Origin of the sequence: Acinetobacter sp. AYS6 (genome assembly GCF_025630795.1) — a bacterium.
Classification (GTDB): Bacteria; Pseudomonadota; Gammaproteobacteria; order Pseudomonadales; family Moraxellaceae; genus Acinetobacter.
The window spans coordinates 25,159-37,688 of record NZ_JAOTNV010000009.1 but is presented as its reverse complement, the minus strand read 5'-3'; the positions used below and the strand labels follow the sequence as shown (position 1 = coordinate 37,688).

The 12,530-nt window shown below is 38.1% G+C and carries 14 protein-coding genes; 6 read left to right on the top strand and 8 right to left on the bottom strand.

Annotated features, from left to right (window positions below):
* Positions 1 to 27: 27 nt before the first annotated feature.
* Together cysG and OD757_RS14630 are read left to right on the top strand one after the other, a co-directional pair.
* Complete coding sequence (cysG, locus tag OD757_RS14635; RefSeq protein ID WP_009389396.1) at positions 28 to 1,401, top strand: siroheme synthase CysG; 1,374 nt, start codon at positions 28 to 30, stop codon at positions 1,399 to 1,401.
* A gap of 43 nt (positions 1,402 to 1,444) precedes the next feature.
* Positions 1,445 to 1,918 (top strand): tRNA (cytidine(34)-2'-O)-methyltransferase, encoded by a 474-nt coding sequence (locus OD757_RS14630; RefSeq protein WP_263032310.1) that lies wholly within the window; start codon positions 1,445 to 1,447, stop codon positions 1,916 to 1,918.
* A gap of 57 nt (positions 1,919 to 1,975) precedes the next feature.
* Here OD757_RS14630 and OD757_RS14625 read toward each other — a convergent pair whose 3' ends face one another.
* Positions 1,976 to 2,356, bottom strand: coding sequence for a winged helix-turn-helix transcriptional regulator (locus OD757_RS14625; RefSeq protein ID WP_009389462.1), 381 nt, complete (start codon positions 2,354 to 2,356; stop codon positions 1,976 to 1,978).
* 116 nt (positions 2,357 to 2,472) lie between these two features.
* On the opposite strand from OD757_RS14625, the gene OD757_RS14620 reads away from it, so the two are divergent.
* Complete coding sequence (locus OD757_RS14620; RefSeq protein WP_263032309.1) at positions 2,473 to 3,033, top strand: flavodoxin family protein; 561 nt, start codon at positions 2,473 to 2,475, stop codon at positions 3,031 to 3,033.
* Positions 3,034 to 3,070: 37 nt separating this feature from the next.
* Here the strand turns inward: OD757_RS14620 and OD757_RS14615 are convergent, their stop codons facing one another.
* From OD757_RS14615 to rpoD, 6 genes are all read right to left on the bottom strand, one after another.
* Positions 3,071 to 4,456: an APC family permease gene (locus OD757_RS14615; protein WP_009389722.1), complete on the bottom strand. Its 1,386-nt coding sequence runs from the start codon at positions 4,454 to 4,456 to the stop codon at positions 3,071 to 3,073.
* 266 nt (positions 4,457 to 4,722) lie between these two features.
* Positions 4,723 to 5,907 carry an iron-containing alcohol dehydrogenase gene (locus tag OD757_RS14610; protein WP_009389415.1) on the bottom strand — a complete coding sequence of 395 codons (1,185 nt, stop codon included), beginning with the start codon at positions 5,905 to 5,907 and terminating at the stop codon, positions 4,723 to 4,725.
* Between the two features lies 1 nt (position 5,908).
* A complete protein-coding gene (locus OD757_RS14605; protein WP_263032308.1) occupies positions 5,909 to 6,442 on the bottom strand; it encodes a hypothetical protein in 534 nt (177 codons plus the stop codon).
* A gap of 80 nt (positions 6,443 to 6,522) precedes the next feature.
* A complete protein-coding gene (gene lipB / locus OD757_RS14600) occupies positions 6,523 to 7,176 on the bottom strand; it encodes a lipoyl(octanoyl) transferase LipB (protein ID WP_263032307.1) in 654 nt (217 codons plus the stop codon).
* A gap of 204 nt (positions 7,177 to 7,380) precedes the next feature.
* The gene (locus OD757_RS14595; RefSeq protein ID WP_002116017.1) at positions 7,381 to 7,668 is read right to left on the bottom strand and encodes a YbeD family protein; all 288 of its coding nucleotides are present in this window, start codon (positions 7,666 to 7,668) and stop codon (positions 7,381 to 7,383) included.
* A gap of 97 nt (positions 7,669 to 7,765) precedes the next feature.
* Positions 7,766 to 9,646, bottom strand: a complete 1,881-nt coding sequence (gene rpoD, locus OD757_RS14590; protein ID WP_034677868.1) for an RNA polymerase sigma factor RpoD — start codon at positions 9,644 to 9,646, stop codon at positions 7,766 to 7,768.
* A gap of 358 nt (positions 9,647 to 10,004) precedes the next feature.
* Here rpoD and OD757_RS14585 point away from each other — a divergent pair, with 358 nt between their 5' ends.
* Positions 10,005 to 10,211, top strand: coding sequence for a PA3496 family putative envelope integrity protein (locus OD757_RS14585; protein ID WP_002116495.1), 207 nt, complete (start codon positions 10,005 to 10,007; stop codon positions 10,209 to 10,211).
* 74 nt (positions 10,212 to 10,285) lie between these two features.
* Positions 10,286 to 10,810 carry a YecA family protein gene (locus tag OD757_RS14580; protein WP_263032306.1) on the top strand — a complete coding sequence of 175 codons (525 nt, stop codon included), beginning with the start codon at positions 10,286 to 10,288 and terminating at the stop codon, positions 10,808 to 10,810.
* A gap of 128 nt (positions 10,811 to 10,938) precedes the next feature.
* On the opposite strand, the gene OD757_RS14575 is transcribed toward OD757_RS14580, so the two are convergent.
* Positions 10,939 to 11,871 carry a rhodanese-related sulfurtransferase gene (locus tag OD757_RS14575; protein WP_263032305.1) on the bottom strand — a complete coding sequence of 311 codons (933 nt, stop codon included), beginning with the start codon at positions 11,869 to 11,871 and terminating at the stop codon, positions 10,939 to 10,941.
* 111 nt (positions 11,872 to 11,982) lie between these two features.
* Here OD757_RS14575 and OD757_RS14570 point away from each other — a divergent pair, with 111 nt between their 5' ends.
* Complete coding sequence (locus tag OD757_RS14570; protein ID WP_009389337.1) at positions 11,983 to 12,468, top strand: DUF1289 domain-containing protein; 486 nt, start codon at positions 11,983 to 11,985, stop codon at positions 12,466 to 12,468.
* Positions 12,469 to 12,530 lie beyond the last annotated feature (62 nt).

Sequence of the window (12,530 nt, the reverse complement as noted above, 5' to 3'; positions counted from 1 at the left end):
ATCAGATGATTAATGTAGAGGCTTAAGGTGGATATTTTTCCAATCTCTTTAAAGTTGCAAAAGCAACGTTGTCTGATTGTGGGTGGTGGGCATATTGCGCTGCGCAAAGCAAATCTATTAGCCAAAGCAGGGGCAGTAATTGATATTATTGCTCCAGCAATTGAAGATCAACTTTTAGAGTTGGTTCAGGCGACTGGAGGGCAGTATTTTGCCGAGACCTTTGCCGAAAATTTTTTAGATACACCTTATAGATTAGTCATTGCGGCAACCAACGATGCACAGGTCAACAAAGCTGTTTTTGAGCAATGTGAAGCGCGTAATTTACTGGTAAATAGTGTAGATGATATTCCACACTGCCGTTTTATGGTTCCAGCGATTATTGACCGTTCTCCATTGATCATTTCTGTTGCCTCAAATGGCGCATCACCAGTTTTATCCAGACAACTTCGTACTCAAATAGAAACGATTGTCCCGCACGGTATGGGTAAGTTGGCTGAATTTTCAGGCCAATGGCGTAAGCAAGTAAAAGAAAAAATTATTAACCCAGACGAGCGTCGAATCTTTTGGGAAAACTTATATGCCAGTCCATTAAAAGAACAAGTCTTTAATGACAATCTGGATGTAGCAAATGATTTGATTCAGCAAGCCTTAACAGAATGGACGGCACCCAAAGGTGAAGTTTATTTGGTAGGTGCTGGACCAGGTGATCCTGAACTACTGACATTAAAAGCATTGCGTCTTATGCAGCAAGCCGACGTTGTGATTTATGATCGTTTGGTGTCTGCACCGATCTTAGAGCTTTGTCGGCGTGATGCGACCAAAATTTATGTAGGTAAAGCCCGTTCAAATCACTCTGTTCCACAAGATGGGATCAATGCTTTACTGGTTGAATATGCTCAAAAGGGCAAGCGTGTCTGCCGTCTAAAAGGTGGTGATCCGTTTATCTTTGGGCGTGGTGGTGAAGAAATTCAAGAGTTAGTTGAGGCAAATGTCACTTTTCAAGTTGTGCCGGGTATAACCGCAGCATCAGGCTGTTCAGCTTATGCGGGTATTCCGCTAACACATCGAGATTATGCACAAAGTGTTCGTTTCTTAACTGGGCATTTAAAGGAAGGTTCACCTGAGCTCCCTTGGAATGAACTGGTTTATGAAAATCAAACTTTAGTTTTATATATGGGATTAGTTGGCTTGGAACGCATTTGTGAGCAACTTATTGCTCATGGGCAACGCGCTGATATGCCAGTTGCTTTAATCTCTAAAGGAACTACACCAGAGCAAAAAGTTATTGTTGGAACATTAGCTGATATTGCAACTAAGGTGTCTGAACATCATATCGTAGCGCCGACTTTAACCATTATTGGTGAAGTGGTAAGTTTACGTGAACAGTTAAAATGGCAATAAGTTCATCTGAATTTATTGTTTGCTATTAAAGTCGAGAAAATTTGTGATTCATGTTGTCCTATACGAGCCTGAAATTCCTGCCAATACAGGCAATATCATTCGTTTATGTGCTAATACGGGCGCACAGTTGCATTTAATCAAACCTCTAGGTTTTGAGTTAGATGATAAAAAGCTCAAAAGAGCAGGCCTTGATTATCATGAATGGGCGCGTATGCAAATTTGGGATAACATTGAATTGTGTCTTGCAGATCTAAAAGCCAAAGGTGTTGAACATGTTTTTCCACTCACCACTAAAGGTTCTGCAACTCCGCATACTGTTGATTTAAATAGACCTGTAGCTTTATTGATGGGGCCTGAAACACGCGGTTTACCAGAGCATGTTCGTCTAATGTTTCCGCAAGAACAGTGGATTCGTTTGCCGATGGCAGAAAATTCAAGAAGTTTAAATTTATCTAATGCAACAGCCGTTATTGTTTATGAAGCATGGCGTCAGCAAGGTTTTAAAAACTTGGGATAAGTTGTTAAATTTTAAAATAAAAATAAGGCCAGTAAGGGCCTTATTTTATTAATTTACTTAAGCTTGTTCTAGTACCTTTTCATCATAAACGATTTGAGCTGCTAAAACCTGTTCAATATTGGTTTCGGCCCATTCCTTTAATTGGAACGCCATCGCAGCTACATTTTGTCCTAAGGCAGTGAGTGAGTAATCAACACGAATCGGGGATGTATTTTGAATTTTTCGCTCAATGAAACCGTCTCTTTCCAGCATTTTTAGCTTCTGTGATAAGACCTTAGGGGAAATACCTTGAATATTCTTTTTGAGCAAATTGAAGTGCTGAGTTTCCTCTTCGAGAACATTTAAAATTAATAAAACCCATTTATCTGCAATTTTTTCAAAAAATAGACGAGCAGGGCAATGTTGTTGAAAAATATTATATTTTAGACATTCATTCATACCATTTACCTATAATTTTTTGAAAAATTACACTAGTTACCAGCTAGTAACTAATTGACACCTAGTTTCTAAAATATATCATAAAGTGGAATTTAATAAAACAAAGGTTCTCTCCCATGTCTAACTCTAATATCGCGGTTGTATATTTCTCTGGTTATGGCCATACCAAGGTAGTGGCTGAAACTTTTGCAAACGAAATTAATGCTCAGCTCATCCAGATTGATCAGGAAGGTAATATTACTGAACAGGATTGGCAGGTATTAAATGATGCGAAGGGGATTGTTTTTGGTGCTCCAACATATATGGGTACAGCGCCTTGGCAGTTTAAAAAGTTTGCTGATGCAACTTCTAAAGTGTGGTTTACGCGTGGCTGGCAAGATAAAGTATTTGCAGGTTTCACAAATAGCGCGAGCTTAAATGGGGATAAGCAAGTAACGCTTATTCAATTACAAACTTTAGCATCGCAGCATGGTGGGATTTGGGTAAGTCTTGGTTTATTACCTGCGAATACAAAAACTGCAACACGTGAAGATGTAAATAACTTGGGTGGTTCAGTAGGGCTTTTAGTTCAATCGCCTTCAGATGCAAGTGTAGAAGAAATACCGACAGGTGATCTTGAAACAGCAAAAGTTTATGCTCAACGTGTACAAAGCATTGTGAATAAAATTTACGGTTAATTTGACCATAAAAAAGGCGCTTAAAGCGCCTTTTTTATTACTCATGCTCGTTATGTTGCGGAGCATTATATTTGAAGCCTTTGGTTTTATAGGCAAGATAACCTACACCAATCACGGCCCAAGCTAAGCCAATTTGTAAGGCAAGCTTATCAATCTCTAACCACATCATAAATACACTGGCAAAACCAAGCGTTGGTATAACAATATAATTAATGATGTCTTTAAGCGATTTATTCTTACCATCTCTTAGAGCATAGCGAGAAACCACAGAGAAGTTAACGAAACTAAAAGCAGTTAAGGCACCAAAGCTAATTAAGTTAACAATATGCTCAAGATCTAAAAAGCCAGCAGATAAAGCAACTACACCAACAATAAGAATGTTGTAAGTCGGAGTATGCAATTTTGGACTGATATGACCAAATAATTTCTTGTTGATAACGCCATCGCGTCCCATCACATACATTAAACGTGATACACCCGCATGGGCAGAAATACCTGATGCCATCACAGCGACTACAGCAAAATATAAAACCAAAGTTTTAAACATCAAACTACCAATCGCAGCGACCATCACAGGTTGTGATTCATCTAAAGGATTGAAGTAAGTATTTGGGTTACTTGGGAAATATAATTGGATGAAGTAAGTACTAACAATGAAAATAATACCTGCAAGTAATGCTGTCGAAAAAATAGCTTTTGGTAGCGTTTTTTCTGCATCTTTTGTTTCTTCAGCAAGAGATGATAAAGCATCAAAACCGGTAAAAGAGAAGCAGAGTACAGTCGCGCCAGCAATTAAAGAACTGACAGACGTCATATCGTTCCAAAAAGGAGTGAGTGACCACAATGCAGCTTTATCTGGATTTAAAGTTCCATCTGCATATACACCTTGAGTAAGTAAAATATATACTTGATAAACAAAATAAAAAATTACGCCAAGCTGAATAATAACAATCGTACTGTTAAAACGTGCAACGAACCGTGCACCAAATAAATTAATAACAGTCATAAGCGTTGTTAAACCAATCACCCATAACCAGTTATTTACTTCTGGAAAAAGAGCTCTTAGGTAAATATCTGCCAAGATAATATTAACAAGCGGTGACAGTAAATAGTCTAACCAAGAAGACCAACCCACCATAAAGCCAACATTAGGATGAATTGATTTTTGAGCATACGTATAAGCTGACCCAGAAGAAGGGTAGCGCTTAATCATATGTCCATAACTGATCGATGTTAATAAGATTGCGACTAATGCAAAAATGTAGGAAGTTGGTACATGACCACCACTTCGCTCTGATACTAAACCAAAAGTATCAAATAACGTTAATGGCTGAATGTAAGCTAAACCAATAATAACAATATGCCAAAGCACAAGATTCTTTTGAAGCTTAGCTGTTGGTTTAGTCCCAGATAAATTTGTCAACGGCGTTATCCTCATAATCGTTGATCAAGGATCAGCTTGGTGTTAAGGATCGTTTGAGACGAACGATCCCCCCTACAGAAAAAGATAAAGTGCGCCAATCTATCCTAAATTGATATAAATTGTCAGTACTTTCATCTATTTTTTAGCAAATTTTTTGCCATATATTCCAAATAAAATAATGACTAAAAATTCTTAGTCATAAAAAAGGTCTGATTTAATATATAAATCAGACCTTTATGGAGTTTCTTGAAGTTTGGCTTATTGAATTACCAAGCTTTTTGTAAGATATCTCGGATATCTTTTAAGCTTGCTTCTTTTGGGTTGTAAATAATTGAGCCATCATTTAGTGCTTTTTCTGCCACTTCATCAAGTTGTGCTTCAGTTACTTTGCCTGTTTCACGTAAGGTGCGTGGTAACTTGGTTAAACTAAATAGGCGATCACGCATTGCCAAAATTGTCGCAATTGCTCTATCTGCACGCTGGGTTGCTGGAGTTTGTGCATAAATATCCGCACCAGCGAGTGGTAATAATAACTCACCAATTTTCTGACCATTCACTTGTTTGTTATATTCAAGTACATAAGGTAAGAATAAGTTCATGCATAAACCATGGGGGAGGTGAGCAACTGCACCTAAAGCATGTCCTAAAGAGTGTACAAGCCCTACCATTGAATTAGAAAATGCAATGCCCGCCATAGTTGAAGCTTGTGCTAACTCTAAGCGGCCTTGTGAGTCATTTGGGTTATCTAAGACATGAAATAGATTTTCACTGATCTTTTTAATTCCAGCACTTGCATAAGCATCACTTATTGGATTCGCGCCTAAACATGTATAAGCCTCCACACAATGCGTTAAAGCATCCATTCCTGTCATTGCGGTTAAATGCGGAGGTAGGGTAAGCGTCATACGTGGATCTAAAATTGCAGCATGTGGCATTAAATATGCAGAAGTGAAAGCTAATTTCACATTTCTTTGTATATCGGAAACAACTGCAACCATTGTAACTTCTGAACCTGTGCCTGAAGTTGTTGGAATTACAAAAAATGGTTTTAATGGTTTTGGTAAGTTATGCGCACCAGAATATTGCAGAAGATCATCTCCACCTTCTGAGACTAAAATATTCGTTGCTTTAGAGGTATCAATAACAGAACCACCACCTACAGCAATAATCGCATCACATTTATTGTTACGATAAGCTTCCGCTGCAAGACGAACGACTTCTAAACTTGAATCTGGTGGAACATCATCAAAGATATGACCAATTACAGCATCAGTCGTACTAAATGCAGCTTCAATAGGGTTTAGTAGGCCATTTGCACGGACACCTTTATCGGTAATGATAAGAGGACGCTTTGCACCTAAAGACGCAAGTTCAAACGGAATATGTTCTAACGCAGTATTGCCAGCAATGACTTTTACAGGACAAAAAAATTCGTAATATGGTTTGGCCATGTTATGCGCTCCGCTTGAAGTAAGACTTGGCTACTTTTAAATAAATATTGGCAGCTTCGTTAAATTTTTCTTTTAGGGTGAGTTCGGTTGGGTATTCTTTAACTGCGAGTGATGCTACCAATTTTGGTAAAATAAGAGATTCCATTCTATTTAAGCAACGAACAAAGCGAATCCCTGCTGATACATCTCCATCTGCAATCATACGGTCATGAGCATATGCTTGAGCTGTACTTTCCTGAAAAGAGAAAACCAGAAATGCATGAGTTACATGCTTAAAAGTAATCGTTAAGTCAGGTTTTCTTTCTGGTCTTTTAAGTAGCTCTAACTGTTTGTCTTCTGTCACTCGTGCAAAAAATGCTGGTCCATTCGGGAAAACATTCATTGAAATTACAAAGTGAACTGGAAATTTAGAGATTTCCTCTTGTATTTCACTATCTACTTGACTTGCCATGACTAAGCCACGCCCGATGACATCCATCATCAGCTTAACGTAGGCAAGTTGCAGAGTGGGCTTTACAGCTTTTGTTGAAATCACTTGCTATCCCTTCTTAAAATTATGCAAAAGTAATTTTAGAGTAATTACTCTAATCCATTTTTATTTCATCGCAAAGCGATTTATTCATATTTGACTTTAGGGTCATTAAAGTACCCAGTGCTATTAATATACTCAATAAAGTCTTGGCAAAGTTGACCAAATGATGGATAGGGAGTCACTAAATCTTGTATACGCACCATTTCTAAACCTGCATAACCACAAGGGTTGATAGTTTGGAATCCCTCTAAGGCACAGTCCAGATTTAATGCTAAACCATGGTAACTACGGCCACGACGAATTTTAAAACCTAAGGAACCAATCTTACGGCCATCAACATATACGCCGGGTGCATCGGGCTTGGCGTAAGCTTCAATTTCATATTTTTTCAAAATATCTATCATAAATTGTTCAGCAAAACTGACCAATGTACGTACGTTCCACTTTAGACGATTAAGATCGAACATGAAGTAGGCCACGAGTTGACCGGGGCCATGCCAAGTCACTTGTCCGCCACGGTCGGTTTGTACTACAGGAATGTCTGATGAAATTAGAATGTGTTCTGGTTTACCAGCTTGACCTTGTGTTAAGACATTGTGATGTTGAAGTAACCATAATTCATCAGGCGTATCTTGATCACGCTCATTTGTTAAGAGTTTCATGGTTTCAAATTTGCTTTGATAATCTTGTAAATCGTTCCATTGCCGAATAATCAAGTTTGGTTTATCAAGGCTCATCACAATATATTCCTATAAGTTAGTTTATGCGGCACCCAGTTAATAGCTGCAAGATAGAAGCCGAAAACCTTGTAATTTTAAAGGATTTTATAATAGGAGTTCTAAATATTTATATTGTTTTTTACTGTTGAATTGCTTAAAAATTTCCCAAAAAAATACCACAGTAAGAATATCTGACTGTGGTATTGATTGAAGAACTTAAAATTAAAGCGCAGTTCTAATCTGCGGACAAGCAGCCAAGTCAGCATAAAGTGCGTGAACTTGTTCTAATTCTTCAAAGCGCAATTGTGCTGTTAAAGAATGATACTTGCCGGTGCGAGATTCTTGAACTTTAAGTGTTGAGTGGTCGAAGTCGGGAAAATGTTTTACCAAAATATCAACTACAGCAACACGTAATTCTTCACCCGCATCGCCAATAAGTTTAATTGGATAATCCATCGGAAATACCCAAAGATGTTCTTGTAGTTCGCGAGATGGAGTGCGGTCTAACATAAGTTACCTCATGATTTGAAACGCCTGCATTATCGCAGGCGTTTATAGCTCTTTCTATTAAATGGGGCTTGGTTTTGAAATTTCAAGCTTTCAAAACTTAGTCATTTTCCAAGAAAGAACGTAAGTGTTCAGAACGAGAAGGGTGGCGTAATTTACGCAATGCTTTCGCTTCAATCTGACGAATACGTTCACGTGTTACGTCAAATTGTTTACCTACTTCTTCAAGAGTATGGTCGGTTGGCATATCAATACCAAAACGCATCTTCAATACTTTTGCTTCACGTTCAGTTAAGTTTTCAAGTACTTCGCGTGTTGCTTCTTTTAAGCCTTCTGAAGTCGCAGCATCAATTGGAGAAGTGATGTTTTGATCTTCAATGAAATCACCAAGATGCGAATCTTCATCATCACCAATAGGAGTTTCCATTGAAATCGGTTCTTTCGCAATTTTAAGTACCTTACGAACCTTCACTTCGTCCATTTCTAAACGTTCACCTAATTCTTCAGGTGTCGGTTCACGGCCCATTTCTTGTAACAATTGACGAGATACACGGTTGATCTTGTTAATCGTTTCAATCATATGTACAGGAATACGAATTGTACGAGCCTGATCTGCAATCGAACGGGTAATCGCCTGACGAATCCACCAAGTTGCATAAGTCGAGAATTTATATCCACGACGATATTCAAACTTGTCTACAGCTTTCATCAAACCAATGTTCCCTTCTTGAATCAAGTCAAGGAACTGTAAACCACGGTTGGTATATTTCTTCGCAATCGAAATTACCAAACGAAGGTTGGCTTCTACCATTTCTTTCTTAGCACGGCGTGCTTTCGCTTCGCCAATCGCCATACGCTTAGAAATATCTTTAATTTCAGCAACGCTTAAACTAAGTTCTTTCTCGATATCTGCAATCTTTTGCTGGAATGCTAAAACATCCGGACGAACCTTTTCTAAATGCACCTTGATTTCAGCAGGAGCTTTAGCAATTTGTTCATCTAACCAAGCTGGATTAGATTCTTGCTTAGGGAAAGAAGTACGGAATTGAGTACGATCCATACGGCCACGACGTACTGCATAACGCATAATTTCACGTTCGTTGGCACGAATTTGCTCATGTGTACCACGAATCATTTCAGAGATGATGTCAAATAAACGTGGTGTAAATTTAAACATCATGAATACAGTAGCTAAAGATTCTAAAGCTTCATCTGCTTCTGGGCTGTTACGGCCATGTTTCTCAATAACAGCTTTTGTTTTAGTCCATGCAGATTCAAGTTCATTAAAACGAACTTTTGCAACTTCAGGATCTGGACCAGACTCACCTTCAGAGTCGTCATCGCTTTCTGACTCTTCATCTTCTTCGTCATCGTCAAGCTTAACTTCTTTTGCTGGTGTTGCTGGTGCATCTTCCTCAAGTTCTGTTTCTTCTTCTAGAACCTCAGGAATATCTTCGTCAGTTTCCGGATCAAGATAGCCAGATAAAATATCGGCAAGGCGGCGTTCGCCAGTTAAGAAATCATTATATTCTTTTAATACAACTTCAACAGCATTTGGCCAGTACGCAATTGAATTAAGGACATCACGAATCCCTTCTTCAATACGTTTAGCAATGCTGATTTCACCTTCACGGGTTAACAGTTCAACTGTACCCATTTCACGCATGTACATACGTACAGGGTCTGTCGTACGTCCAGGCTCATTTTCAACCGATGCAAGTACGGCAGCAGCTTCTTCTTCAGCAACTTCATCGGCTGTGTCAGTTGACTCACCGAACATGGTATCGTCAGATTCAGGTGCACGCTCGTGTACAGGAATACCAACGTCTTGAAGCATTTGAATAATGTCTTCAATCTGTTCGCTTTCAGTAATCGAGTCCGGCAGATGATCGTTAACCTCAGCGTAAGTTAAGTAACCTTGTTCTTTGCCTCGGCTAATCAGAGCCGCTACTTGAGAAGTAGGGGAATGCATATCGCTCATCTTTGCTTACTCTTCGTTGAATCTGTGGCAGTGAAAAACCGTGCATGATAGCACAATTTGCTTGAAATGTTTTGGCTTTGGTCGGTAACCGTTAAATAAAAAATATCTTTGAATTCACGTCTGTTTTTTGAATATTGGGCTAAAATCATTTTTTTCAAGCTTAAATCATCGAAAAGATCATAGAATTTTTTCTTGATCAAAAAAATAGTTCAGTTTTATAAATACACAATTTTTCGGGTGAAAAAAAGTACAAATATGCAGTTTAATGAAAAAAATATAAATAAAACTTGACATGATTCTGTAAGAGCGATAAATAGCGCCTAGACCCATTCACATTTTTTCATTAGAGGTAGTTTTAGTGTCTTCTACAGATTTTGAACTAGATGATAACTACGGTGATGATGATGATGTCGGTTTTGATGAGTCATCAGGCAAAATCACTGCAAAAGAATCATTAGAAAAACGTAGATTAATTGATGATCTATTAGCTCAACGCCGTTTAGAGCGTGAGTTGAAAGATTTTGATTATGATTTAGACGATGATGATCTTGATGATGAAGACTAATCAAATCTGAATAGGGCATCGTCAGCTTAAATGCTATGCTATCGTAGATTTCTTTTTTATAGTCAGGTAACACAATGAGTGCGTTAGATTTAGACCAATTAAGTGAATATCTAGATGGAGACCACAATGAGTATGGTCTAGATTTCGCTGCGACTCATGGTTTTCTGTGTGCAATTGCAGTAGGCCCTAAGTTTGACCGTTGGTTAGATGAGCTGTTTGATAATAACCATAAAAAGGTTCCTGCTGAAATTATTCAGCAAATCAAGGCATGGTTAGAATCAATTAGACAAGACTTAGCAAATGAAAATGGAATTGCATTTCCATTTGAAATTGAAGAAGCTGATGTTGAATCTAGCTTAGGCGACTGGAGTGTGGGATTTGTTGATGCAATGTTCTTAAATGAAGAGGCATGGTTTGCCCCTGAATATGAAGAACAGTTAATTGATTTAACTTTACCAATGATGGTATTTAGTGGAATTGATGAAGAAGATCCACAGATGGAATCTTTCCGTCGCAATGGACAGTTAATGGATGAACTGGCAGAAGAAATTCCAGATAATTTGAATGAATTATACTTGATGTATCATACGCCAAATTAAACTTTAAAAATTTAAGTAAATAACGTCCTTTCTAGGGCGTTTTTTATTTAGAAAAATTTAATTATATAAAGATAAAAAAGGCATTTAGAAATCTAAATGCCTTCTGAAAACTTCCTAATAGTGTCGTCTTACAGACGTTTACGCTTTGCAGCAGCAATTTGTGATTGGCGCATACGGAAACCCGCTTTTTGTTTTTCAGTGGTCTTGTCTATGCAATATACGCAAGAAACACCATGTTCATAACTTGGTAAAGCAGACTCTTCTGGAGTTAATGGCCAACCACAAGCGTGACATTTAATATTTACGCCTTCTTCAACGCCATGAGTTACAGCAGTACGTCCGTCAAAAACGAAACATTCACCTTCCCATAAGCTTTCATCGGCAGGGGTTTCTTCTAAATATTTAAGAATTCCGCCTTTAAGGTGATAAACCTCTTTAAAGCCTTCTTGCAGAAGTAAAGACGTAGATTTTTCACAGCGAATACCGCCTGTACAGAACATGGCAATTTTTTTATCTTTATGTTGCTCTAATTCTTTCTTAACATATTCTGGAAACTCACGGAATGTCTCAGTTTTAGGGTCGATTGCCCCTTTGAAAGTACCCGCTTTATATTCATAATCATTACGTGTATCGATTAAAATTACGTCATCACGTGCAATTAAATCATTCCATTCTTTTGGATCAAGATAGTGACCAACTAAGTCACGAGGCTTAACTTCAACACCTAAAGTCACAATTTCATCTTTAAGTTTAATTTTCATTTTGCGGAAAGGCTTGTCAGAGCTATGGGATTCTTTATATTCCATAGAGGCAAAACCTTCATTGAGTAAAAATTGATAAAGGCTATCAATCGCTACACGGTCACCTGCAACAGTACCATTAATTCCTTCACCTGCTACAATCAGAGTTCCACAAAGGTTAATTGTTTTCACTAAGTCTAATAGACGTTGCTGAAGATCTTTAGGATCTTGAACTTCTTTAAATTGATATAGTGCTGCAACAACCCAACCCGCGGTCGCTTGCTGTTCTACAGGTGCAAGCTGTTCTACAGTAGCGTTCATGGAAAACTCCAAATGTATTAAGATATAAATTTAAGGCGCATATTTTAGCGCGAAAATGTGTAATAAGCGAGAAAACCATAAAAAGTATATGGTTTATTTAAGGAGTTTGTTTTGAGTAATGATCATCGAATGCTCTCTCTCACCCCATGTGCAGGGCGTTGTTCAACAGTTTTTGGTGATCAGGTTTGCCGTGGTTGTCGTCGTTTTAACCACGAAGTGATTCAATGGAATACTTATACAGCAGAGCAACGCTTGGCTGTGTGGAAGCGCTTAGATGATCAGTTGAATCAAATTTTAGTACCTATGTTACCTCATGCGAACTTACAGCATGTAGAGGGATTTATTTTAAGTAAGCGTGTTCGGTTGATGGAAGGGGCGAGTAAAGGCCGCAAGCTTTATCATGCTTTGAAAATATGTGAAAAAAATAAGCATCTGGCAACAGAAAGTGGTTTGGGTATTTCAGAGTCTCAAGTCAAAACAATATGGGTTGAATTTGAAAGACGTGTTCTAGCTTTGGCCAAAGCGAGTTATGAGTTGGCTTGGTTGAGGGCTGATGGAATTAGTCATCATTTATTAAGTGTGTTTGACGAAGAATAAGTTTTTAAATTGAATTGAAAATACCACAATAAAAAAGCTGCCAGAAGGCAGCTTTTTTATCA

Coding starts and splice junctions, on each gene's coding strand:
- OD757_RS14625 (WP_009389462.1), bottom strand. CDS start 2,356: ATGAATGAATGTCTAAAATATAATATTTTTCAACAACATTGCCCTGCT.
- OD757_RS14620 (WP_263032309.1), top strand. CDS start 2,473: ATGTCTAACTCTAATATCGCGGTTGTATATTTCTCTGGTTATGGCCAT.
- OD757_RS14610 (WP_009389415.1), bottom strand. CDS start 5,907: ATGGCCAAACCATATTACGAATTTTTTTGTCCTGTAAAAGTCATTGCT.
- lipB (WP_263032307.1), bottom strand. CDS start 7,176: ATGAGCCTTGATAAACCAAACTTGATTATTCGGCAATGGAACGATTTA.
- OD757_RS14595 (WP_002116017.1), bottom strand. CDS start 7,668: ATGTTAGACCGCACTCCATCTCGCGAACTACAAGAACATCTTTGGGTA.
- rpoD (WP_034677868.1), bottom strand. CDS start 9,646: ATGAGCGATATGCATTCCCCTACTTCTCAAGTAGCGGCTCTGATTAGC.
- OD757_RS14580 (WP_263032306.1), top strand. CDS start 10,286: ATGAGTGCGTTAGATTTAGACCAATTAAGTGAATATCTAGATGGAGAC.
- OD757_RS14575 (WP_263032305.1), bottom strand. CDS start 11,871: ATGAACGCTACTGTAGAACAGCTTGCACCTGTAGAACAGCAAGCGACC.